A 23,022-nucleotide genomic window follows, 5' to 3' on the forward strand; every position below is an offset into this window, starting at 1 on the left:
TGTGGGGTCCGGATCAGCGCAGGTTGTCAGGACGCTGAATCGTCTGGACGAAGGCGCGTGCGATCCTCGCGCCCGCCGCATCGGCGTCGTCCGCGTGCAGGGCGCGGTCGGCATCGGCCTGGGATTCAAGCCAGCCGGGCGCGATGCGATCGACGCGTTCCTTGTTGCTGCTGGTCCAGCGCTGCACCACATCACCGCTGGCTTCGAAGTGAAACTGCATGCCGTACGCGGCGCGGCCCACGCGAAAGCATTGATTCTTGACCAGGCGGCTCTCGGCAAGCAGCGCCGCGGAATCCGGCAGCGTGTAGGTGTCCACATGCCATTGAAAGCTGACGAAACCCGGCTGCAACTCGGCAAACAACGGGTCCTTGCGCCCATCTTCCGTCACGGTAAGCGGCGTCCAGGAAAACTCCCGGGCCACCCCGAGCAGGTTGTCGGCCCCGTAAGCGCGGGCCAGCACCTGCGCCCCGAGGCAGATGCCCAGCACGGATTTGCCGGCATCGCCGAACTCGCGCATCAGCGCCGCCAGTTTGGGCAGGTAGGGATGGAGTTCGTCGTCTCGCGCGCTTGGCCAGCCGCCCGGCACGATCAACGCATCGAAGTCGTCCAGACAGATGTCGCCCAGCCCATCGCGGTGCGCGCGGAACCAGGTGATTTCGGCATGGGCGCTTTGCAGCGCGCTCAACAGCAGCCCAAGCTGCGTGTCGTCCATGGTCTCGATGATTGCAACGCGTGGCGCCATAAGGGGGATCGAAGGGTAGAGGTTGGACGCAAGACGCCGGCAGCCCTTGCAGGTCAGACCGGCGAAAAGGAGGATAGTAACGGCACGCCTTGATACCCGGGAGGCCGCGCTGAATGGCTCAAGCCCCGCTTCGGCTCATTTCAGCGCGCTTTCTACGCATGGCAACGCCAAGGGCGGCGACGGACAGCGCCAGCGGAATGAATGACACCCACAGCACGGTGTTCCAACCGAACGCCGACAGCAGGCCCCCGGAAGAGAACGATCCGATCGCCATCAAGCCGAAGACGATGAAGTCGTTCAGGGACTGGACACGCGTTCTCTCCTCGGGCCGATGGCATTCCAGCACCAGCGCGGACGCGCCCAGAAACCCGAAGTTCCATCCCACGCCGAGCAGGACCAGTGACCACCAGAAGTGCGCGACATCGATACCGCCCAGGCCCACCGCGGCCGCGAACCCAATCAACATCAGGCCCATGGTCGCGACCCGTCCCGCACCAAAGCGCGATATCAGTCTGCCGGTGAAAAAGCTTGGCGCGTACATGGCAATGACATGCCACTGCAGTCCCAGATTGGCGGACTCCTGCGAGTGGCCGCAGATGTGCATTGCCAGCGGTGCGGCCGTCATGAGGAAGTTCATGAGCATGTAGGAGACGGCGCCGGCGATCACCGCGGCGATGAAACGCGGCTGCAGCGCAATCTCGGAAAGCGGCCGCCCGCCTGCGACCTCCGCGGCAGTGGGGGCGGGCAACCTGACACCGATAAGAATGAACGCGGAAATTGCTGCAACCGCCGCTTGCGCCAGAAAGGTGGCGGCAAACATGTGCGGCGGCCACAGGTTCATCGTGCCGTTGACGAGCTGTGGCCCGACGATCCCGGCCGCGACGCCGCCCGCCATGACCAGGGATAGCGCGCGCGCCCGTCGCTTGGGCTCCACGCCGTCCGCGGCGGCGAAGCGGAACGACAGGACGACCGCAGCATAGACACCGCCGAAGAACGTGGCCAGGCTGAACAGCCAGAAACTTCCGATCATGACCGCCAGCATCGCCAGCAGGCCGGTGAGCACGCCAGCGCCGGTGCCCAGCAGAAAGGCCGCGCGCCTGCCGTGGCGCCTGGCGACGGCGCCCATAGGCAGCGTGCACGTCGCCATGCCCACCACAAAGATGGAAATCGGCAGCGTCGCGAGCATGGGCGTCGGGGCAAGCGTATTGCCGACGATGGAGCCCGTTGCATAGACGACCACCGAATTCGCGCCCGCCAGGGCTTGGGCGGCGGTCAGTCGCCAGATGTTGCCTTGTTGAACACCCTCGGGCAGAACAGCGGGGCGGTCATGCGCGGAAGCGGCGCTATTTTTTGTCATTATGGTCAATGGCGTTACGTTGAGGTGGCATTACAACTCAGAGTTACGAAGGCGATCTATCGACAGCCTGCCAAGTTATATAGAATCGGCGACATATGAAAGCGCTCGTGCCGTGGGAAGCGATTACCGCGCCGCCAGATGTCCTGCCGCCTTTGCCAATGACCATGAGGGTGCAGTCCATCGGCGCGCGGAATTATTTCGCCGCGCATACGCATGAATGGAACCAGGTGGTCTACGCGGTATCCGGCGTCCTCATGGTGACGGCTGACGGGCATTCTTTCGCCATCTCTCCGAATCAGGCTGCGTGGATTCCGTCAGGTACTGTGCATAGCGTGGGGTCCTTCCTTGGCGCCGAATATCGCAGTCTTTGGCTTGCCGATCACCCCGGTGGGACGCTTTCCGAGGGCGGCGTGGCGGTGTTTGGCGTATCCGCCCTTTTGAAGGCGCTTGTCGTCGAGGCGGCGACGCTTCAAGGCAAATCGGACGAGGATGGGTATTTCGGCCGGATCTACAGACTGGTGCTCGACCAGCTCTGTCGTGCGAGCCCGATTTCATTGATCCTGGCATGGCCGACAAGCCCCCCGTTACTGACCCTTTGCGAGACCTTGTACAACCAGCCGGCCGACCCCAGAAGCCCGGACGACTGGGGGCGGGAGCTGGGGATGTCGGGCCGGACACTGGCCCGGAAGTTCTTTGCGGAAACCGGTCTCACGTTGCGCGATTGGCGTCGCCGGCTGAAGCTGTTCAGAGCTATCGAGCTATTGGAAAATGGTCTTGATGTGACGCGGACCGCATTGGAACTTGGCTATGGCTCCACGTCCTCGTTCATCTTTGCGTTCCGGTCTGAAATGAAATGCAGCCCGATGGCCTATGTGCGGTCACGGGCGCCGTGCAAGCGCGAGAGCGGCCACGGAATGTAGGGCGGATGGATTGTGTTCTCCGGCGCAATCCATCGGCCGTGCCGGTTCCGTGATCGCGGCGGGCCAGTGTCCACCACGCCCGCGCCCCGGACTTGCCTGTATCATCCGCTGCAAGACATCCGTCCCCCGAGCGCCGTATTCCGCCGCGCGGCCTGATTGCCAGTGACCCCGGATAGCCGCCATGCCCGACCCGCTACGTCTGCAGGCTTTGATACAGGAGTGCGCCCGCGGCCAGGAGTCCGCGCTGGCGGAACTCTATCGTCAGACCTCCCCGCATCTGTTTGCGCTCGCCGTACGTATATTGCGGCGAAGCGACTGGGCGGAAGAAGTCCTCCAGGACAGCTTCATCAATATCTGGCGCAATGCCGCCCGCTATTCCTCGGAGCAGAGCCAAGTCATGACCTGGATGACGCGCATCGTGCGCAACCGCTGCATCGACCTGCTACGCAGGCCAGACCTGGAACGCCCCGATGCCGACGGCGCGTTGACGCAGGCCTGGGCCGATGACGCGCCCGGCCCGTTCGAGCGGCTGCAACGCGACCAGGACGGCCAGCGCCTGGCGGACTGCCTGAAACAGCTCGAGGGGCAGCAACGCACCGCCATCGCGCTGTCCTTTTTCGACGACCTCAGCCACAGCGAGATCGCCCGGCGCCTCCAGGCGCCGCTGGGCACGATCAAGAGCTGGGTGCGGCGCGGCATGGACCGGCTCAAGAGGTGCCTGTCATGAACTACAGCAATCCTCAACTGCGCGAGCGGCTTGCCGCCGACTACGTGGCCGGCGCCATGCGCGGTGGCGCGCGCCGCCGTTTCGAAGGCCTGATGGCCGCCGACGCCAACCTGCGCCGCCAGGTGCGCGACTGGGAAAACGATATCTATCCGCTGTTATGGTCGCTGCCGCCGCGGGTTCCCCCGCGCCGCGTGTGGCGCGCCATCGAAGCGCGCCTGAAGCCCGGCGGCAGCCGCGGCTGGCAGGGCCTGGCGTTCTGGCGCGTGCTTAGCGGCGCGCTGGCGGCCATGCTGGTGGCCGGCGTGGTGGTCTACCCGATGCAGGTCGACCGCGCCGCGCGCACCCAATTGATGGCGGTGCTGCAAAGCCCCGAGGCGCAGGCGATGCTGGTGGTGCGCGCCGACGAGCGCGGCGGCCTGCACGTGCATGCCTTGCAGGATCTGGCCTCGCGCGCCGACGGCAAGGCGCTGGAGCTCTGGGTGATTCCCCCGGGGCAGGCGCCGATATCCGTCGGGGTCGTGGCGCCCGATGGCCAGACGGCGCTGCCGCGCGCGCAAGGGCTGGAAGGGGTGCAGACCCTGGCCATCACCCTGGAGCCGCCGGGCGGCTCGCCGTCGGGCAAGCCCACCGGACCGGTCATCATGAAGGGCGACGTGCTCAAGATCTGAGCTGCATCCAAACCGGGCCTGCCCGCGTATAGAGGGGTGTTCCGTTGCGGAGTGCCCCATGTCTTCCTGGATTGCCGCTGGCCCGCGTGGCCTGCTTGCCATCGTGGCCGTGGCCGCGCTGGCCCTGGGCCTGCTGGCCGCCTGTTCGCCATTGACGCTGCTCAGCGGTGCGGTGCCCGAGGACGGCAGCGACGTCACGGCGGGGCTGGCTTACGGCACCTTGCCGCGTCAGCACCTGGACGTCTACCGGCCGACGGACGCCACGGGGGCGCCCGTTGTGGTTTTTTTCTACGGCGGCGGCTGGCGCAGCGGGCTATCCGGACACGCCCGCCGACTCCCAACCCATCCATCACGTCAGCCGCGACGCGCCACCTGGCCTGCTGCTGACGGGCGCCGCCGACACCACGGTCGACCCGCGCCGCAACAGCGTCGGCCTGGCGGACGCCTTGCAGGAGGCGGGGGCGTGCGCGCAGCTGGTGCAGTACCCCGACCTGGGTCACAAGCTGCTGGTGGGCGCGCTGTCGCGGCCGCTGCGCTGGCGTGCGCCCGTGCTCGACGACGTCAGCGCGTTCGTCAGCCGTCCGTGCCCATCTGCCGAAGGAGAGTGACCATGCGATCGCTGGCGGCAGCCTCGCCGCTCGCGGTGCGTTGCGATTAAGGGTTTCCCCCTATGCATCCGATGCCGCGCCGCGCCCGTATATCCCGACACGTTTCACACAGGACAGCATGATGCGCTCCGTTCTTACCGGCTGGACCGCTTCGATACGACGCTGGGTCGATACGCAGGCGCAGGATGCGCCAGGCGGCGACCCCGATCGCATCGACTGGACCCGCGCCTTGCCTTTCGCGTTGTTGCACGCCGGCTGCCTGGGCGTGCTGTGGACCGGCGTGTCCCCGGCCGCGCTGGCGCTTGCGGCGGCGTTGTATGCCGTGCGCATGTTCGCCCTGACCGGCTTCTACCACCGCTACTTCTCGCATCGCACGTTCCGCACCTCGCGCGGCATGCAATTGGTCTTCGCCGTGCTGGGGGCGTCCTGCGCGCAGCGCGGACCGTTGTGGTGGGCGGCCCATCATCGTCATCACCATCGTCATGCCGACGATGCCCAGGACCTGCATTCGCCGCGCCGCCATGGCTTCTGGTGGAGCCACATGGGCTGGTTCCTGACCCGCCGCGCCTTCGCCACCGACATGGCACGGGTGCCCGACCTGCGCGGCTACCCCGAACTGCGCTGGCTCGACCGATTCGACGCGGCGGTGCCGCTGGCGCTGGCGTTGGGGTGCTACGGGCTGGGCGCGCTGCTGGCGCGCGTGGCGCCGGGCCTGGGCACCGACGGGCCGCAGATGCTGGTGTGGGGCTTTTTCATTTCCACCGTGGCGCTGTTTCACGCCACCGTCACCATCAACTCGCTGGCGCACCGCTACGGCAGGCGGCGCTACGACACCGCCGACGACAGCCGCAACAACGCCTGGCTTGCACTGCTGACGTTCGGCGAGGGCTGGCACAACAACCATCACTTTTATCCGGGCTCGGCCCGCCAGGGCTTTCGCGCCCGCGAGATCGACATCACCTGGTACGGCCTGCGCCTGCTGGCCGCCGCCGGCCTCATCTGGGACTTGAAGGGCGTACCGGCCTGGGCGCTGGCCGCCGCCAAGGAGTGAACATGCGCATCGCCATCATCGGTTCGGGCATCTCGGGACTGGTCTGCGCCTGGAAGCTGGGCCGCGATCACGAGGTCACGCTGTACGAGGCCAACGACTACCTGGGCGGGCACACGCATACGCACACGGTCGAACAGGACAGGCAACAGTACGCGGTCGATAGCGGATTCATCGTCCACAACCCGCTCAATTACCCGCATTTCACGGCGTTGCTGACGGAGCTGGGCGTGGCGTCGCAGCCCACCACCATGAGCTTTTCGGTGCACAAGGAGGCCAATGACCTGGCCTATAACGCCACGTCGCTGGACACGCTGTTCTGCCAGCGGCGCAACCTGGTATCTCCACGCTTCCTGGGCATGGTGCGCGACCTGATGCGCTTTTACCGGGAGTCGCCCGCGCTGTTGCGTGCGCCGGAGCCAGACCCCACGCTGGGCGAATACCTGGCGCAGCACCGCTATGGCGACGCCTTTCGTACCGATCACCTGATTCCGATGGCCTCGGCGCTGTGGTCGTCACCGGCCTCGCGCATCCTGGAATTTCCGGCGCGCTACCTGGTGCGGTTCATGGCCAACCACCAGATGCTGCGCATCAGCGGCCGTCCGCAATGGCGCGTGGTCCAGGGCGGGTCGCGATCCTATATCGACGCGATGCGCCAGCGGTGGACGGTGCGCGAGCGGCTGAACTGCGCCGTGCGCGCCGTCAGGCGTCTGCCGGGCGGCGTGCAGGTGGCAACGCGCGAAGGTCTGGAACATCACGACGAAGTGATCTTCGCCTGCCACAGCGACCAGGCGCTGGCGCTGCTGGCCGACCCGACGGCGCAGGAACGCGAGGTTCTGGGCGCCATCACCTACCAGGACAACGACGTGGTGCTGCACACCGACGCGCGCCTCTTGCCGCGCCAGCGCAAGGCGTGGGCCGCCTGGAACGCCTACGTGCCGGCCGACCCCGAGGCGCCCTGTTCGGTCAGCTACTGCATGAATCTGCTGCAGGGCATCACGTCGCCGCGGCCCTTCATCGTGACGCTGAACCGCAGCGATGCGATCGATCCCGCGGCGGTGCTGGCGCGCATGCGTTATCACCACCCTGTGTACACCCACGAATCGGTGGCCGCGCAGGCGCGCCGCGCCGAGATCTCGGGACAGCGGCGCAGCTGGTATGCGGGCGCCTATTGGGGATGGGGCTTCCATGAAGACGGGGTGGCGAGCGCGCTGGACGTGGTGCGCGGCATCCAGGAACAGCCGGGGGGCTGGGCGCGGGAGGCGGCATGAACCTGCAAAGCGCCGTCTACGAAGGCCGGGTCACCCACCGGCGCCACCACCCGCATGCGCACGGCTTCGGCTATCGCATGGCGCAGCTTTATCTGGACCTGGACGAGATCGGCCAGGTGTTCCAGGACCGCTGGCTGTGGTCGGTGGAGCGGCCCAACCTGGCGCAGTGGCGCCGGGCCGATTATCTTGACGCCGCCGAGGGCCTGCCGCTGGCGCAGGCGGTGCGGCAGCGCCTGCGCACGCAGTTGGGCGACGTGCCGGCCGGGCCCATCCGCCTGCTCGCGCATCCGCGCTATGCCGGCTACGTCTTCAACCCCGTGAGCTTTTACTACTGCTTTGAAGCCGACGGCCGCACGCTGGCGGCGATCGTGGCGGAGATCACCAATACCCCTTGGAAGCAGCGCCATTGCGTGGTGCTGCCCGCCGCCGCCGCCGAGCGCGAGGGCAGCGCGCTGGCCTGGCGCTTTGACAAGCGCTTTCATGTGTCGCCCTTCATGCCCATGGACTGCGCCTACGACTGGCGCTTCAACCTGCCCGCCGACGACCTGCGTGTGCATATGCAGGTCAGCCGGGAAGGCGTGACGCAGTTCGACGCGCACCTGAGCCTGCAGCGCCGCGCGTTGGACGGCGCGGCGCTGGCGCGCGTGCTGTGGCGCTATCCGCTGATGACGCTGCAGGTCGTCGGCGCGATCCATTGGCAGGCGCTGCGCCTGTGGCTCAAGCGCAATCCCGTCTACGACCATCCCCGCACGCCCAACGGAGAAACGCAATGAAACCCATGACGTCCTCGGAACATGCCTCGATCGCGGCCAGCCGCCCCGCCACGGCGCTCGACCGCCTGTTGCGCCAGCGCCTGTTCGCCAGCCTGGCGGCGCTGGACCACGGTCAACTGCTGATCGAGGACTGCCTGGGCAGCGCCAAGCTGGGCCGCGGCGAGCCGCTGGTGCGCCTGACCGTCAGCGACCTGGGGTTCTACCGGCTGGTGGCCGCGCAAGGCAGCGTCGGCGCGGGCGAGGCCTACGGCGATGGCCTGTGGCGCTGCGACGACCTGGTCGGGCTGGTGCGGCTGCTGGTGCGCAACCGCGACACGCTGGACGCCATGGAGTCGGGACTGGCGCGGCTGGCCGGCTGGGCGTTGCGGCGTTGGCATGCGCGCAATGCCAACACCCGCGAGGGCAGCCGCCGCAACATCGCCGCGCATTACGACCTGGGCAATCCATTTTTCTCGCTGTTTCTTTCCGGCGACCTGATGTATTCGTCGGCACTGTGGGCCGACGGCGACGACACACTGGAGGCGGCGTCCCATCGCAAGCTGGACACGATCTGCCGCAAGCTGGCGTTGCAGCCGTCGGACCGCGTGGTCGAGATTGGCAGCGGCTGGGGSGGCCTGGCCATCCACGCCGCCCGTCATTACGGCTGCCATGTCACCACCGCCACACTGTCGCGCGAGCAGCATGACCTGGCGGTCGAGCGGGTGCGGGCAGCCGGCCTGCAGGACCGCGTCAGCGTCGTGCTGCGGGACTATCGCGACCTGCAGGGCCAGTACGACAAGGTGGTGTCGGTGGAAATGATCGAGGCTGTCGGCGCGAATTTCCTGGAAGCGTATTTCGCCAAGGTCGCCAGCCTGCTCAGTCCGCATGGCCGCGCGCTGATCCAGGCCATCACCATCGAAGACCACCGCTACGAGCAGGCGCTGGCCTCGGTGGATTTCATCAAGCGCCACATCTTTCCCGGCAGCTTCATTCCGTCCATCGAGGCGATGCTGCGCGCCAAGACCCGCGCCTGCGACCTGGCGCTGGTGCACCTGGAGGACTTCGGCCTGTCGTACGCGCGCACGCTGCAAGCCTGGCGCGAACGCTTCCTGGCGCGGCAGCCCGAGGTGCGGGCGCAAGGTTTCGATGCGCGCTTCTGCCGCTTGTGGGAGTTCTACCTGGCGTACTGCGAAGGCGGTTTTCGCGAACGCTCCATCGGCGTCGCGCACCTGCTGCTGACGCATCCGCAGGCGCGCCCCGAGGGCGAGCGCTGGCTGCGGGAGGATGCATGATGCGCTTCTGGGCCAACCTGATCGGCTACCAGCTCGTCTGGTTCAGCGCCGTCATCGGCGCGGGCCGCGGTCTGGCCTGGCCGGGCGTGGCTGCCGCCGTGGTGTTCGTCGCGGCGCAACTGGCGGTTTCGGCGACGGCGCGTGCCGACTTCAGGCTGGCGGCCGCCGCCGTGCTGTGCGGCCTGGTGCTGGAGGGCACGCTGTCCGCGTTGGGATGGGCGCGTTACGCGGCCGACGCCTGGCCCGCGCCACTGTGGATCCTGGCGTTGTGGGCCGCCTTTGCGCTGACGCTGAACCACTCGCTCGTCTACCTGCGTTCCCGGCCGTGGATGGCCTGCGTGTTCGGCGCGGTGGGCGCGCCGCTGGCCTATTGGGGCGCCGCCCGCGGCTGGCAATCGGTGCAGTTCGAACCGCCCGCGTGGCGCGCCACCGCCGCGCTGGCGGCGGGCTGGGCGCTGGCATTGCCCGCGCTGACGGCAGGGGCGCGGCGATGGACCCGGGAGGCATCATGACGATCTGGCAACAGTGGTCCACCATCGCGATCGTGATGATCGCGGCCATGGCACTGGCTTGGGGCTGGCAGCGCCGCCATGCCAACGCGGGCATCGTGGACGTGGTGTGGGCGCTGGGCATGGGCGCTTCGGCCTGGCTGATCGCGGCCACCGGCGCGGGCAGCGGTGCCGCAAGGCTGGCCCTGGCCGTGATGGCGGGCGTGTGGTCGCTGCGGCTGGCGTGGCACCTGTGGCGCCGCGTGCGCGAAGGCGAGGACGGCCGCTACCGCGCGCTGCGGGAACATTGGGACGGCCATCAGGGCAAATTCTTTGGCCTCTTCATGTTCCAGGCCGGGCTGGTGATGATGTTCTGCCTGCCGTTCCTGGCGGTGGGCGCCAGTCCCGCGCAGGGCTGGCCCGTGGCGCTGGGGCTGCTGATCTGGCTGGCCGCGCTGTCGGGCGAGGTGATCGCCGACCGCCAGCTCGACCGCTTCCGCGACAACCCCGCGAATCGCGGCAACACTTGCAGGCGGGGCCTGTGGCGCTACTCGCGGCATCCGAACTACTTCTTCGAGTGGTGCCATTGGTTCGGCTACGTCGCCCTGGCGTGGGGGTCGCCGCTGGCATGGCTGTCGTGGCTGGGACCGGTGCTGATGTTTGTGTTCCTGCGCTGGATCAGCGGCATTCCGTTCACCGAGCAACAGGCGCTGCGCACGCGCGGCGACGACTATCGCGACTATCAACGCCGCACACCGGCGTTCTTTCCCTGGTTTCCGAAACGCTGACGAGGCATGCCATGACGACCGCCATTCTGAACGACTCTCCCTTGGCCTCCGACCGTCCGGCGCCAGGCCTGCTTGGCCTGGCCGAGCGAGGCCTGCTGCCCGATGCGCTCCTGCGCCTGGGCATGCGGCGCCTGTGCGCCGAGCGCCTGGCGCAGGAATACGCCGGCGGCATCGAGGCCTGGACCGAACGCGACCGCCAGCTGATCGCCAGCCTGCGCGCCAGCGCCGTGGCCATCCATACCGACGCCGCCAACGCGCAGCACTATGAGTTGCCCACTGCGTTCTTCCAGCTGTGCCTGGGCGCGCGCATGAAGTATTCGAGTTGCTATTACCCGACGGGCCGCGAAACGCTGGACCAGGCCGAAGACGCGATGCTGCGTCTGTATGGCGAGCGCGCCGGGCTGGCCGATGGCCAGGACATCCTGGAGCTGGGTTGCGGCTGGGGCTCGTTGACGCTGTGGATGGCCGAACAGTATCCCAACGCGCGCATCACCGCGGTGTCGAACTCGGCCACGCAACGCCAGCATATCGAGGCGCAATGCCGCGCGCGCGGCTGGACGCATGTGCGCGTGGTGACCTGCGACGTCAATGTCCTGTCACTGCCCGGCGCCGCCTTCGACCGATGCGTCTCGGTGGAAATGTTCGAGCACATGCGCAACTACCAGGACCTGTTGGCGCGCATCGCGCAGTGGCTTCGGCCCGGCGGCAAGCTCTTCGTGCACATCTTTGCGCACCGCGAGCGCGCCTATCCGTTCGAGACCGACGGGGCCGGCAACTGGATGGGGCGGCACTTCTTCACCGGCGGCATCATGCCGTCGGCCCATACGCTGCTGCATTTCCAGCAAGACCTGACGCTTGAGGAACGCTGGTTTCTCGACGGCACGCATTACGCCCGCACCGCCAATCACTGGCTGGCTAACCAGGACGCCCGAGCGGAACCGGCGCGGGCGGCGTTGGCGCAGGCTTACGGCGCACCCTTGGCCGGCTTGTGGCATCAGCGCTGGCGCATGTTCTGGATGGCGTGCGCCGAACTCTTCGGCTACGACGACGGACAGCAATGGGGCGTGGCGCACTATCGCTACACGCGGCCCTGAGGAGAAACGATCATGTTGCGAACCCTGTGTATCGGCGTGACGGCCCTCTTGGCCGGCTGCGCGTCGCCGCCGCCCATGCCGCCGGTGGCGCAAGTGGACCTGGACCGTTTCATGGGCGACTGGTATGTGATCGCGCACATTCCCAGCTGGCCCGAGCGCAACGCCTATGACGCCGTGGAAAGCTACCGGCTGTTGCCCGACGGCCGGGTGCAGACGGATTTCCGGTATCGCGATGGCAGCTTCGATGCGCCCATCGACACCATGCACCCCGTGGCGACGGTGCGGCCCGGCACCGGCAACGCGGTGTGGGGCATGCAGTTCATCTGGCCCATCAAGGCCGAGTACGTGATCGCCTATCTGGACGAGTCATACCAGACCACCATCATTGGCCGCTCCAAGCGCGACTACGTCTGGATCATGGCCAGGGTGCCGTGCCTGGACGACGCGGTGTACGCCGACCTGCTGCGCAGGGTGACGGCGCTGGGCTATACGGAAGCGCCGCGCAAGGTGCCGCAGCGTTGCGACCGGTAAGGTGTCCTGCGCGGGGTCAACCGTATTCCAGCTGATAGAAACTCTGGCTGGCGATGAGCGTGGCGCCGCAGGACGTGCGCATGCCTTCCAGGGCGGTCAGGCGGTCGGAGCCGACGTTCTGCACGCCTTCCACGATGGTGTGGTTGTCGCCGCATTTGGGGCAGGTGACGCGGTCGCCGACCCGCGCCATCGGCTGGCCAAAGATCACGACGGTTTCGTCGCCGGTGACGACGACGCCGCCGTGCGAAGTTTTATCGCCCTTGCGGATGACGGAACGTTGGGACATGGTGCGCGAGAGTCAGGTTTATAGATACGTGCCATCCGGCGCGAGCCGCGCGGGGCCGGCCACGAAGGTGCCGTCCGGCGCCATGCGCACCGGCCCGCCGCCGCCCTTGTAGCTGCCGTCGGGCGCGCGTTGGGGCTTGCCGGCCACATAGGTGCCGTCGGGCGCGCGGGTGATGGGGCCTTCGCCGCCCACGTACGTTCCATCGGGCGCGCGGCGCGGCGTGCCGGCGATGAAGTGTCCGTCGGGCAACATACGAATGGTCTTCGACGTCATGAATGCTCCTTGGGGATGAGGGCAAATCATAACGAAGCATCGTGATGCGCCTTGTAATAGGACGTGTCATCTTTGAACGTTACACGTAAGCGGATGTGGCATGATTTGCGCCTACAACAGCCCTGACGCCTATGACCGACATCAACGCCCTGTTGCAACCCATTCCCGGCGACGCGCCTTGCGGCGTGGACCTGGTGTTCTCGCCCGAGTTCGACGCGATACGCGAGGCCCGCCGGCATGACGACCCCCAGCTCGACCAAGGCGACTGGGTCATCGACCTGAAAGAGGCCGATTGGCCCGAGGTGACGCGCATCTGCACCACCGTGCTGCGCGACCGCAGCAAAGACATCCGCATCGCATCGTGGCTTGCCGAATCCTGGGCCAAGACCCGCGGCTTCGCGGGGCTGCGCGATGGTTACCTGCTGATCGACGGCCTGTGCCGCAACTATTGGGACGGGCTGCACCCGGTGCCCGAAGATGGCGATGTGCAGCAGCGCGTGGGCAATCTGGCGTGGCTGTTGTCGCGGTCGCAGCAACTGATCGGCGAGATCCCGCTGACGCAAGCCGACGGCGCCCGCTATGGCGCGGTGCTCTGGGAGGCGGCAAGCCAATTGGCCAATGCGGTCAAGCGCACGCCCGACAACGCCCACGAACTGACACGCGGCAAGCTCACGCTGGACCGCTTCGATGCCGCGCGGCGCGACACGCCGCCGTCTTTCTATTCGGAGCTGGACGCGCAGCTGCAGGGCTGCGCGCAGGCCCTGGATCAACTGGAACGCACCCTGGATGCGCAACTGGGCGACGAAAGCCCCGCGTTCTCCCGGGTGCGCGAGGCGCTGCGCAACGTGACCGAACTGGTGCACCGTTTTGCGCGCGATGCGGGCCTTCTGGTCCGTACGGACCTTGCCGCCGCAACGGCGCCGGCCGCGCCCGCCGCCCCTGTTCGCGTGGAGCCCACATTGACTGCCGCCGATCACTTCGATGACGCCGCTGCGTCGGGCGCTCCGGGCGCCGCCGCGCCGCTGCACGCCGTACCGCCCGCCACCGCCCGCGGGCCCATCCAGACCCGCGAACAGGCGCTGGCGCAGTTGCGGGACGTGGCCGAGTTCTTCCGCCGCACCGAGCCGCACAGCCCGGTGGCCTACCTGGCCGACAAGGCGGCAAGCTGGGGCGAGATGTCGTTGCACCTGTGGCTGCGCACGGTGGTCAAGAACGACGAGACGCTGTCGGGCCTGGAAGAGTTGCTGGGCATCAAGAAGGCGGGCGACGGCAACTGAGCGGCCCCCGCCGCCACCCCTGACTACCGCGCCGCCCGGAACTCGATACGCCGGTTCTTGGCGCGGCCTTCCGCCGTGGCGTTCGTGGCCACCGGCTGATCGGGGCCCGCGCCCATCGCTTCGAAGCGCGACGCCGGCAACCCCTTGTCCACCAGATAGTCCCGAACCGCGTCCGCGCGCGCCTGGCTGAGCGCCAGGTTGGTGCTGCGGCTGCCGGAGCTGTCGGTGTGGCCGATGATCTGAATCTTGTCGGCGCGCAGCTTGGGCACGGTGTCGGCCACGCGATCCAGCAGTTCGCGGCCGCGCGTCGTCAAGCGGGTGCTGCCGGTCTCAAACTCCACCACGCGGTTGGTCAACAGGTTGTCCAGCACATCCTGCTCATCCTTGCCGGCCGACACGCGCAATCCGTTGACGATCTTGTACGTCGGGTTCAGCGACGTGGCAAAGTTGCTGGCGATCTGTTGGCGCGAGGCTTCGTTGTCGACTTCGCCCCGCAGGCGGATCTGCGTGCCGTCGATTTCCAGCTGGCCGCGGTTGATCTGCTTGAGCGGGCTGTCCAGCAGCTTGCCCACGTGTTGGGACCAGTTCGGGGGGGCCACCACGCCGCCGACGTCGATGCGGTCGATGACGTTGCCCACGCCATAGACCTTTTGCAGCCGCGCCAGCACATCGGCCTTGGTGGCCTCGTCGGGCACCGCGCCGCTGGCCACCACCTGGCCGGGTTGGGGAATGACGTTGGCGGGCACGACCGTGGCGGCGTCCTGGGCGTGGGCCGAGAATGCCAGCGAGGCGGCCAGGACCAGAGTAAGCGTACGCATGTCCTAGGCTCCGATGAAAACTTCGCGGAACGTCTCCAGCGCCTGGCGCAAGGAGAGCCGCGGTTGATCCAGATAGCTCGCCAGCTTGGCCAGCCCGTGGCTGGCGCTGACGTGATCGCGCACCCACGGCGCGTCTTCCAGCACGATGTAATGCTGCGACAGCGCCTGCGGGGTGGATAGCAGCGTTGCCAGCGTGCGCGGCGAGGCGCCGCGAAAGCCCACGACCAGCCGATGCTTGCCGGCGATGCGCCCGATGAAAATGGCGATCTCGAAATCGGCGCGTGTCAGGAACGGCGCGATCAAGGTCATCCAGTAGCTGGCGACCAGATTGATGTAGAGCGGATCGTCCGGCAGCGGCAGCGCAAGCCCGGTGTCCAGTTGCGATGAGCCGCTGGACATCACGGGCGTGAGCAGGATGCCCAGCGCCAGGACGATGTCGTGCATGCTGGCCGCGTGTCCGTTGCCGCGCAGCATGGCCTCGACGCGTTCGATCGTCTGAAGGTCGATGAAGGCATCGAAGCCGTCGTCGGCGGCGGTGCGGATCTCGCCTTCCAGGTCGTTCAGCGTTTGCAGCGCGGGCGCGGGGTCGCCGTCGTGCATGAGCTGCGCCGCTGCCGTGCCCATGCGATTCCACATGCGGCTGAAGGCGAGCGGGCTGCGCGCGATGAAGTCCAGCGGACGGGTCACTTCCACCGACGTGGCGGTAATGAACGGAAAGCGCCGGCCCGATTGGTCGCGGCTGGGCTGCAGATGCCCGGCGATGGCCAGCTTGCCGCGCGAGCCCAGCACGGCGAAGGGAACGGGCTGCGCTTCGTCGTACAGCGTCTTCCAGTGCGGGTCCTGCGCCAGCACCTCCATGGTGTTGGCCACCCACGCATCCAGCGTCGCCATCAACTGCGGGTGCGAGGTGTTCTTGACGAAATCACCACGGGACGGAATCTTGCCAAAGTAAGCCGTACGGAACATGGGAGACTGCGGATTGCTCATTGCTGCGCTCCGGCAGGCGTCGGGGCGACGGAGGGTTGAGGGGACGTGCCGGCCACCGTGGCGGGCAGGCGCAGGTTGCGCAGGCCCTGGCTGCCGGGCTCGGCGCCGCCGGCGCTGGCGGCTTGCGCGTTGCTGATGATGCGCAGACGGACGGGCACGGTGATGTTGGATTTGCTCCAGCTCATCTCGAAGCTGCCGTCCGGGTTGGGCTTGCGCTGCGCGCCCGAGATCAGGCGCTCCAGGCCGAAGCGGCCGGGCTCGTTGACCACTTCCACCACGGTGCCGTCAAAGGCGGTGGCCGTAATGCGCGCGCCCGGCGCGCCCTGCGCGTTGGGCCATACGAAGTTCACCCATTGCGCCGGCGTGTTGCGGTAGCGCAGCTGCTGGCCGTCGATCTCGATCGTGTATTCGGTCACGCCGCCGGCGGGCCTGGGCTGGATCTGGAACAGCGTCTGCGGCTGGCTTGCCGCGCCTGATCCGGCTGCACCGCCGGACAGCGGCGCCACCCACTGGGCAAAGTTCGCCGTGAAGGACGGTTGCAGCTCGATGCCCATGTCGCCCCAGGTGCGCGCGGTCAGGATGTCGCCGCGACGCACGGTCAGCGGACCCAGCGTCTCATTGACGTACTTGGCGATGCTGCCCTGCGGGCCGAAGATCTGCCCGATCTCTTCACCGCTGGCCTCGATGCCGGCCTTGGTCGAGAACGGATACTTGTCGGCCAGCGTCTGCGTGAAGGGCTGGTACACCTGCGCGTTCCAGACCTTGTTCAGCTCGGTCTGGGCCGGCTGCATTGCGACGGCGTAACCCTGGATCAGCGGGCGCACCAGCAGCGGACGGAGCGTCTCGCGCTGCGCGGGCGTCAATCCCGCCAGCATCTGCTCGTCCACCAGCTTCAGCGCATCGGCCAGTTCCGAATCCTTGCCTTCCAGCGTCTGGCGCATCAGGAGCAGCGCGCCGGGGCCCGGATCGCCCTGGTTGTTGATGAGGTTAAAGCGCGTGCGGATCTTGGACAGCGCGTTCATGTAGTTGCCCAGCAGCGACTGGTTGTCGCGCGTGACAACCAGTCGCGCCACGTCGGAGAACTCGCGGCCCACCGGTCCCATCGGCATCTGTTCGCCGCCCGGCGCGACTTCTGTGGGCTTGGGCTGGCCCTGGCGCAGGATCACCCGCTTGAACCACGCGACCACGCCGGTCTGCGCCTGCGAAAGGCCGGTGTTGATCAGCGACGGGTTGTCCCAGGAGGTCTGCTCGTACGTCGTGTTGATGAGCTTGACCAGCGGCGAGTTCTGCGGATCGCCCAGGCGGTTCATGCCTTGCACCGCCTGATCGAAGCTTGAGAAAGGCTTGATCGTGACGCCGCGCAGCATCTTCTGCCACTCCTGCGCGTACTCCGTCTTGTACATCGTGGCCAGGCTTTTCTGGATCTGCTCGGGGCTGCCTTCCAGCGTGAGGTCGTCGCGCGCGTTCACGCCCAGCACCCAATCGCTGGTCTGGACTTCCTTGCGGGCGGCTTCGCCGATGGCCGGCTCAATGTACTGTTCCCACGCTTCCCGCGTGAAGGTGCCCGGCACGGCGTAGCTGCCCGCGACCACGGCGGCGTCGGCTTCGCCCATGATGCGCGCCACCGTCATCGCGGGGAAGCGGGTGGCGGCGCGCGCCTTGAGCGTGGCGTAGGCGCGTTCGCGCGCCGGCATGCCCTGCATGACGCTGCGCAGGTTGCCGCGCGTGCGCTCGACCATGGCCAGGTTGGTTTCGATCTGCGGCCAGTCGCTGTCCGCCGCGCGCGCGACGTAGAACGAGATAAGCCGTTCGGCGCTGCGGATGAGCTGGTCGCGGGGCATCGCGCCCCGGTTGGTTTCCAGCCAGCCGCGCCAGAAACGCGTGATCTGATCCGACAGGTGCGTCGGATCCACGTGTTCGCGATTGGCCATCATCAGGTACGTCTTGAGCGCGTTGTAGGCGTCGTCGACGTTGGTGGGCGAGGCGTCCTGAAACAGCGTGTCGCCCGCGTTCGCGCGCACGGTTTGCGCTTGCGCGGGCGGGGTGGCGGGGCGCTCGCCGGAAGCGGCGGCCTGCGATACGTCCACCCGTCCCAGATAGTCCTCCAGGCTGGCCTTGACGGGCGCCAGCATGAATTGACGCAGGCCGTTGTAGTACTCGGCGAGCAGGCGCTGCTTGAGCACATCGCCCTGATACAGCCCCAGGCCCAGCGACAGCGGCCGGCTGGCGGAATAGCGGTCCAGCTGTTCGATGCGGTCCTGCAGGATCTCCATCGCTTCCAGGCGGCTTTGCAGGTCCGTGCGCTCGCCTTGCAGGCGCACGACCTTGTCCAGGTCGGCCTGCACGTTGGTGGCCAGTTGCCGGTTGCCCAGGTACGACCAGCTCCATCCGCCCAGCACCAGGCCCAGCGCCAGAACCAACCCGAAGAAGGTCAGGTATCGCATGCGGACCTTGTTCGGGCTGGCGTGCTGGCGCACCAGCTTCTTGTCCGCGAAGATCACGTTGGAGAACAGGTCGCGAAGGAAGAAACCGTTGTGCGAATTGACGCCGCGCGCGGGCTCGCGCGTGGCCGGGCGCAGCGTGAAACGTTCGGCCAGCTTGTCGGTGGACGTGCTGCGCGATGCGCCTTCCTGCAGCGCGCTGGTGAAGTAAAAGCCGCGGAACACGGGCTTGTACTGAAACGGATTGGTCTCGAACAGCGTCGACAGAAACGTGCGCAGCGCCGGCTTGATGCCCGCGAATTCCAGCGGGAACGTCAGCAGGCCCGGGGGCAGGGCGGCGCTGCGGCGCAGCGACATCTGCGCCGTGCCCATTTCCTTGAGCCCTTCGTATAGTTCGTCGAAGCGCTCGTCGAACAGCGTCAGGACGTCGCGGCTTTCATCGGCGCCATAGGGCAACGTGGCGCCCCAGACTCGATCGCGCTCGCGCGCATCCGCGTCGGCAAAGAACTCCGAGAAGCCGGCGATCAGGTCGGCCTTGGTGAAGATCACATACACCGGCGCAAACACTTCCAGCCGGTCGGTCAGCTCTTGAACGCGCTGGCGCAGGTTCTTGGCCAGGTTGATCGCGAACTCGGGGCCGGCATCCGTCAGTTCACTGATGCTGGCGGCCACGATGATGCCGTTGATGGGCGCCTTGGGACGATGGCGCTTGAGCAGGTCCAAAAAGCTCATCCATTCGTTGCGGTCTTCTTCGTGCACCGAGTAGCGGCCCGCGGTGTCCAGCAGGATGCCTTCCGTGGTGAAGAACCAGTCGCAGTTGCGCGTGCCGCCCACGCCGCGCACCGCCGCGCCGTTCTTGTCTGCAAAGGGGAACTGCAAGCCGGAATTGATCACGGCGCTGCTCTTGCCGGCGGCAGGGTTGCCGATGACGATGTACCAGGGCAGCTCGTACAGCGCTTCGTTGCCGGAGGTCTGGCCGATTTTCGATGTCTTGATGGTGCGTACGGCCTGCGTCAGCCGCGTGCGCAGCGCCTCGATCTCATTGCGGTTGGCGGCGGGGCTGGCGGCCGCGCCCGTCTGCACCTGTTGTTCCAGCATGTCGCCCAGCTTCTGGTTGGCGCGCCGCGCCTTGCGGCGGCGCCACAGGTAGGTGCACAACCACAGAAACAGCAGCACGCCCAGCAAGGCCCCGGCCCACACCATCGCGATCTGCATGGTGTCGGCAAACAGGAACAGGAACACGATCAGCGCAATCAGGCCGATGGCCATGAAGGTGCGCGGGTTGGCGAACACGCGAGCGCTCCAGTAGCGGAAGTCGCTCATGGCGCTGGAAAATCGAGAAAACAATCCTGATGGGCTACGCATGGTTTTCGCTGTTGTTATGGGGTCAGGCGGTAGCGCCGGCGGCGGGCTGGGTAACCAGTGCCGCCGAGCGCAATACGGGGTCTTGCAGGGTAAGGGTCAGGACCGGCTGGGCGTACTGCATGCAGGCTTGCCCGGCCACGGCCAGCGTCAGCAGGGAGGCGGCCACGCCGGTATGTCCACAGGCAACGCCAACCGACTGGCAATCCTTGGCGGCGTCCAGGTGACTGAAAAGTTGTGACGCGATGTTGATCGGTTCTAGCGGGCGGCTGCCCCGGTGGTCGGCATCGCTGATGACGTGGATGACGCTGTCGGGCATGACGTCCGCGCGTTGCAGCAGGTCTTGCACGGTCTGCGCCAGCGGGGCTTCGGCCTGCGCGCCGCGCGCGTCGGCCGGCTTCTGGCGGCGCAGCACGGGCGACAGGGCCACGCGCAGTGGGGCGTCGGTGCCGGCCGGGCCCAGCAGCAGGCCGGCGGCCGCTTCGCCCGGCACACGGCCTTGCGGATTGGCGGGGGTCAGCAGTGTCGACATGCCATCCCACATCGCCACTTGCTCGGGATCGATATAGCCGTCGCCAGCCAGCACGATGCGCCAGGGCTCGGGCGTCTGCGCGTCGTGCGGGGCCGCCGCCAGGTCGCGCAGCAGGCCGTCGGCTGCCATGGTGTCGCGCGCCTGGTGTTGCGCGACGCTGATGCGGCTATCAGGCCAGACGCCGGCCGCGGCCTGAATCTCCTGGCACGCGCGTTCACGCGCCGCGTCGGGCCAATCGGCCGGCAGGACGAGCTCCACGCGCAGCAGGGGCCAGTCCTCATCGCGGGCGGGCACATCCAGCGCGGTGACGTGGCGATGCGCCTCGTTCGTGAGCGTGCGGGCGACGTCGGCCAGCAAGGACGTCACGCGCAGGGTTGCCGTGCCCGTCGCCTCGGGCGGCGCGCCGCGCTCGCGGGCAGCGGCGTACAGCGCAAGGTCGTTCACGCCGGGCACGCGCGCGGCGAAGATGGGATAGCCTTGCGGCGTTTTCAGTTCGGCATCCAGCTCGGGACGCTTTTGCGCCGCCAGCGCCTCGGCGATGGCGGCGGTGTCGTCGCCGGCGGCGGCACGCGCCGCCACGGCGGCCACGCGCAATTGGACAAGTTGCGCAGGCGCGTGCGCCGGCGTTTGCGCCGCCGGCGTGGCGGCGTCCGCGGCAGGCTTGGGAGCGCGTGCGGCACGCAYCGCCAGGGGCAGCGCGAAGAGATACAGCCCGATGTCCACGCCGGTCGGCAGCGTGCGGGATTCCTGCCACCAGATGATGACGGCCAGCCACACCACCGCGAACAGCATCAGGACCAACAGGCCTTTCTTGACTACGCGGGCCATCACTTGGCGCCCTCGCGAGCGCGTTGCATGACCCCGGGACGGCGCAGCTCGACGTGGCCGAAGTCCATCATCTTCCAGCGGCCGCCCCACGTCAGGCCGACCAGTTCGGCGGTTTCGCCGAAGAGTTCATAGCCGCGCATGGCCCAGGGGTCTTTTTCAGAGATGACGATCTTGCCGTCGCGGAAGAATGCGCTGTCGGCGGCCAGGCCATACTGGTGATAGCTCTGGAACGCGCCCGCGTTCGTCACGTGCGTGCCCATGCCCGCCAGTTCTTCCTGCCGCTCGGGGCTGCGATAGCCCTCGATCAGCGCCATTTCGTACCCATGCTGTTCACGCATGATGCGATACGCCAAGAGCAGGCGCTGGCGGAAATCCGCGTCCAGCAGGTCCCAGTTGCGGCTTGCGCCGCCCAGCTTCGGACGCACCAATTCCACTTCGCGGGTGGTGAATGCGTCGGGGGGCAGCGGGGCCGGCGGCGCCAGCCTTTCTCCCTCCAGCAAAGCCTGTATCCGGCGGTCCGGACCGGCCGTTTGGGTGCTGTAAACGAATGTGTGATTGTGTCGCATGAAGAAAGCAAAAAGTGACGGAAGCATTACAACTGTCAGCCCGATTGCAACTTGCCAGCGATACCTTCCGACCCAATCCCTCGACGCGTTCATGCCGCTGCGCAGCACGCCCGCCGTCCCGCCAACTGCCCCGCCCGCGTGGGTCGCGCCACGCGTCGCACCCCGCGCCACGCCTTGTACGCAGGCGCGCAGACCCCGGGCTGCGCCATGGCGCAACGCGGGAAAAAAAAGGAGAGCGGAGACGCCCACCGCCAGTAAAAAATACAGGGGCAGTAGCAGCAACAAAATAGGTCCCTCATGTGAAGGCGTAATCTTTTGTTCTATTCGCGCACGAGGCAAGTGCTCGGGCGTTGCAAGTAGCGTCCGACCCTTAGGAATCGTAACAAGGAGCGATGATCGAAATGGATCGATCGGGTATTCTCGGCGGGCTTGGTTACAGGGGGGCTGCACACGCCTCCTGCTGACACGGGAATCCGCATGGCAGAAGACAAACAAGAATCTCGCCCTACGAAGACCGCGCCGAGTTTGCTCAGCGCCACGGCGTCCTCGTCACGCGAGATCGAATCGGCGCGCATTCTGGCGGCGCTAGAGGGGCGCGTACCGCAAGCCGAGGTCAAACATCTTGCGCCGCCGCGCCGCCGCGCGGGGCGGTGGCTGGCGCTGGCGCTGTTGCTGGCCTTGCTGGCTGGCGGCGTCACCTGGTTCATTCATGAAGATGGCGCGGCGCCCATGACTGCGCAAGCACCGGCGCCCGCCGTGGCGTCGGCCGAGCGCCCCGTCTCTGCGCCGCCGCAAGCGTCTGGCGCGGTCTCCGCGGCAGACACGCCGCTATCCTCTGCGTTGGACACGCCGCCGGCGGTCGCCGCCATCGTTGACGAAGCGCCGCCCGCGCGCGATGCGAACATCGGCCGCGGCGATCCGGACCCGCTGGGTGAACCCACCAATCCGCTGTCCATGCTGGCCATGACGCCGCCGCCCGCGTCCGCGCCAGCGCCCGGGCCCACGCGTCAGGCAGCCGAACAGCAACGTGCACGCCAGTCTGGCGCGCCGCAAGCGGCCAAGCCTTCCAGCACCACGCCGCGCACTGCCGCCAAGCAGTCGGATACCGACGCCGCCTTGCTCTCGGCATTGATGAGCTACGGGCTGCCGCCAGCGTCTCCGCCAGGTACGCGCGTCTACAAATCCGACGGCGTGTTCATCCGCGAGATGCCTGGCTCGCCGCTGGCCGACCGGCTGAAGGCATGCCGCAAACTCAGTTTCATCGAAGGCGAGCAATGCCGCCTGCGCGTGTGCGCGGGGCAGTGGGGCACGGCCCCGGAATGCCCCACGCCGCAAGCCAACGTCGAGCCCTGAATTCGCATCGCCC

General features: G+C 67.4%; 23 protein-coding genes. 14 read left to right on the plus strand and 9 right to left on the minus strand.

Annotated elements, in window-relative coordinates:
• Positions 1-13 precede the first annotated feature (13 nt).
• Entirely contained in the window at positions 14-742 is a 729-nt protein-coding gene (locus tag ASD87_RS20200) for a type 1 glutamine amidotransferase (RefSeq protein WP_056325656.1), read from the minus strand.
• A 118-nt stretch (positions 743-860) separates the two neighbouring features.
• Positions 861-2,099: an MFS transporter gene (locus ASD87_RS20205; protein ID WP_056325658.1), complete on the minus strand. Its 1,239-nt coding sequence runs from the start codon at positions 2,097-2,099 to the stop codon at positions 861-863.
• 95 nt (positions 2,100-2,194) lie between these two features.
• Here ASD87_RS20205 and ASD87_RS20210 point away from each other — a divergent pair, with 95 nt between their 5' ends.
• The 12 genes from ASD87_RS20210 to ASD87_RS20265 all read left to right on the plus strand — a co-directional run bounded on the left by ASD87_RS20210 (position 2,195) and on the right by ASD87_RS20265 (position 12,286).
• The gene (locus tag ASD87_RS20210) at positions 2,195-3,019 is read left to right on the plus strand and encodes a helix-turn-helix domain-containing protein (protein WP_082586371.1); all 825 of its coding nucleotides are present in this window, start codon (positions 2,195-2,197) and stop codon (positions 3,017-3,019) included.
• Positions 3,020-3,200: 181 nt separating this feature from the next.
• Entirely contained in the window at positions 3,201-3,746 is a 546-nt protein-coding gene (locus ASD87_RS20215; protein ID WP_056325661.1) for an RNA polymerase sigma factor, read from the plus strand.
• Positions 3,743-4,414, plus strand: coding sequence for an anti-sigma factor domain-containing protein (locus ASD87_RS20220; RefSeq protein ID WP_056325664.1), 672 nt, complete (start codon positions 3,743-3,745; stop codon positions 4,412-4,414). The genes ASD87_RS20215 and ASD87_RS20220 overlap by 4 nt, the downstream gene beginning before the upstream one ends.
• A 275-nt stretch (positions 4,415-4,689) precedes the next feature.
• Entirely contained in the window at positions 4,690-5,022 is a 333-nt protein-coding gene (locus ASD87_RS27645; RefSeq protein ID WP_056325666.1) for an alpha/beta hydrolase, read from the plus strand.
• Between the two features lie 118 nt (positions 5,023-5,140).
• Positions 5,141-6,073, plus strand: coding sequence for an acyl-CoA desaturase (locus ASD87_RS20230; protein WP_056325670.1), 933 nt, complete (start codon positions 5,141-5,143; stop codon positions 6,071-6,073).
• A gap of 2 nt (positions 6,074-6,075) precedes the next feature.
• Complete coding sequence (locus ASD87_RS20235) at positions 6,076-7,341, plus strand: NAD(P)/FAD-dependent oxidoreductase (RefSeq protein ID WP_056325672.1); 1,266 nt, start codon at positions 6,076-6,078, stop codon at positions 7,339-7,341.
• Positions 7,338-8,114 carry a DUF1365 domain-containing protein gene (locus ASD87_RS20240; protein ID WP_056325674.1) on the plus strand — a complete coding sequence of 259 codons (777 nt, stop codon included), beginning with the start codon at positions 7,338-7,340 and terminating at the stop codon, positions 8,112-8,114. The genes ASD87_RS20235 and ASD87_RS20240 overlap by 4 nt, the downstream gene beginning before the upstream one ends.
• Positions 8,111-9,385 carry a cyclopropane-fatty-acyl-phospholipid synthase family protein gene (locus ASD87_RS20245; RefSeq protein ID WP_056325676.1) on the plus strand — a complete coding sequence of 425 codons (1,275 nt, stop codon included), beginning with the start codon at positions 8,111-8,113 and terminating at the stop codon, positions 9,383-9,385. The genes ASD87_RS20240 and ASD87_RS20245 overlap by 4 nt, the downstream gene beginning before the upstream one ends.
• Positions 9,382-9,897 carry a DUF2878 domain-containing protein gene (locus tag ASD87_RS20250; RefSeq protein WP_233461915.1) on the plus strand — a complete coding sequence of 172 codons (516 nt, stop codon included), beginning with the start codon at positions 9,382-9,384 and terminating at the stop codon, positions 9,895-9,897. Before ASD87_RS20245 ends, ASD87_RS20250 begins: the two co-directional genes overlap by 4 nt.
• Positions 9,894-10,661, plus strand: coding sequence for a DUF1295 domain-containing protein (locus ASD87_RS20255; protein WP_056325999.1), 768 nt, complete (start codon positions 9,894-9,896; stop codon positions 10,659-10,661). Before ASD87_RS20250 ends, ASD87_RS20255 begins: the two co-directional genes overlap by 4 nt.
• 11 nt (positions 10,662-10,672) lie before the next feature.
• The gene (locus ASD87_RS20260) at positions 10,673-11,755 is read left to right on the plus strand and encodes a cyclopropane-fatty-acyl-phospholipid synthase family protein (protein ID WP_056325681.1); all 1,083 of its coding nucleotides are present in this window, start codon (positions 10,673-10,675) and stop codon (positions 11,753-11,755) included.
• 12 nt (positions 11,756-11,767) lie between these two features.
• Complete coding sequence (locus tag ASD87_RS20265) at positions 11,768-12,286, plus strand: lipocalin family protein (protein WP_056325683.1); 519 nt, start codon at positions 11,768-11,770, stop codon at positions 12,284-12,286.
• Between the two features lie 16 nt (positions 12,287-12,302).
• On the opposite strand, the gene ASD87_RS20270 is transcribed toward ASD87_RS20265, so the two are convergent.
• Positions 12,303-12,572: a PAAR domain-containing protein gene (locus ASD87_RS20270; RefSeq protein ID WP_056325685.1), complete on the minus strand. Its 270-nt coding sequence runs from the start codon at positions 12,570-12,572 to the stop codon at positions 12,303-12,305.
• A gap of 18 nt (positions 12,573-12,590) precedes the next feature.
• Positions 12,591-12,845 carry a hypothetical protein gene (locus ASD87_RS20275; RefSeq protein ID WP_056325688.1) on the minus strand — a complete coding sequence of 85 codons (255 nt, stop codon included), beginning with the start codon at positions 12,843-12,845 and terminating at the stop codon, positions 12,591-12,593.
• A gap of 131 nt (positions 12,846-12,976) precedes the next feature.
• Between ASD87_RS20275 and tssA the strand changes: the two genes are divergently transcribed.
• Complete coding sequence (tssA, locus tag ASD87_RS20280; protein ID WP_056325690.1) at positions 12,977-14,122, plus strand: type VI secretion system protein TssA; 1,146 nt, start codon at positions 12,977-12,979, stop codon at positions 14,120-14,122.
• A 23-nt stretch (positions 14,123-14,145) separates the two neighbouring features.
• Here tssA and ASD87_RS20285 read toward each other — a convergent pair whose 3' ends face one another.
• The 5 genes from ASD87_RS20285 to ASD87_RS20305 all read right to left on the minus strand — a co-directional run bounded on the left by ASD87_RS20285 (position 14,146) and on the right by ASD87_RS20305 (position 21,944).
• Positions 14,146-14,940 carry an OmpA family protein gene (locus ASD87_RS20285; protein ID WP_056325693.1) on the minus strand — a complete coding sequence of 265 codons (795 nt, stop codon included), beginning with the start codon at positions 14,938-14,940 and terminating at the stop codon, positions 14,146-14,148.
• 3 nt (positions 14,941-14,943) lie between these two features.
• The gene (gene tagF, locus ASD87_RS20290) at positions 14,944-15,927 is read right to left on the minus strand and encodes a type VI secretion system-associated protein TagF (RefSeq protein WP_056325695.1); all 984 of its coding nucleotides are present in this window, start codon (positions 15,925-15,927) and stop codon (positions 14,944-14,946) included.
• Positions 15,924-19,691 (minus strand): type VI secretion system membrane subunit TssM, encoded by a 3,768-nt coding sequence (gene tssM, locus ASD87_RS20295; RefSeq protein ID WP_235512767.1) that lies wholly within the window; start codon positions 19,689-19,691, stop codon positions 15,924-15,926. The genes tagF and tssM overlap by 4 nt, the downstream gene beginning before the upstream one ends.
• Positions 19,692-19,755: 64 nt before the next feature.
• A complete protein-coding gene (locus tag ASD87_RS20300; protein WP_056325698.1) occupies positions 19,756-21,090 on the minus strand; it encodes a hypothetical protein in 1,335 nt (444 codons plus the stop codon).
• Positions 21,090-21,944 carry a M15 family metallopeptidase gene (locus tag ASD87_RS20305; protein ID WP_056326005.1) on the minus strand — a complete coding sequence of 285 codons (855 nt, stop codon included), beginning with the start codon at positions 21,942-21,944 and terminating at the stop codon, positions 21,090-21,092. The genes ASD87_RS20300 and ASD87_RS20305 overlap by 1 nt, the downstream gene beginning before the upstream one ends.
• A 189-nt stretch (positions 21,945-22,133) precedes the next feature.
• On the opposite strand from ASD87_RS20305, the gene ASD87_RS20310 reads away from it, so the two are divergent.
• Entirely contained in the window at positions 22,134-23,009 is an 876-nt protein-coding gene (locus tag ASD87_RS20310) for a hypothetical protein (RefSeq protein ID WP_156403476.1), read from the plus strand.
• Positions 23,010-23,022 lie beyond the last annotated feature (13 nt).

Source organism: Achromobacter sp. Root170 (assembly GCF_001428165.1).
GTDB classification, from domain to species: Bacteria; Pseudomonadota; Gammaproteobacteria; order Burkholderiales; family Burkholderiaceae_B; genus Achromobacter; species Achromobacter mucicolens.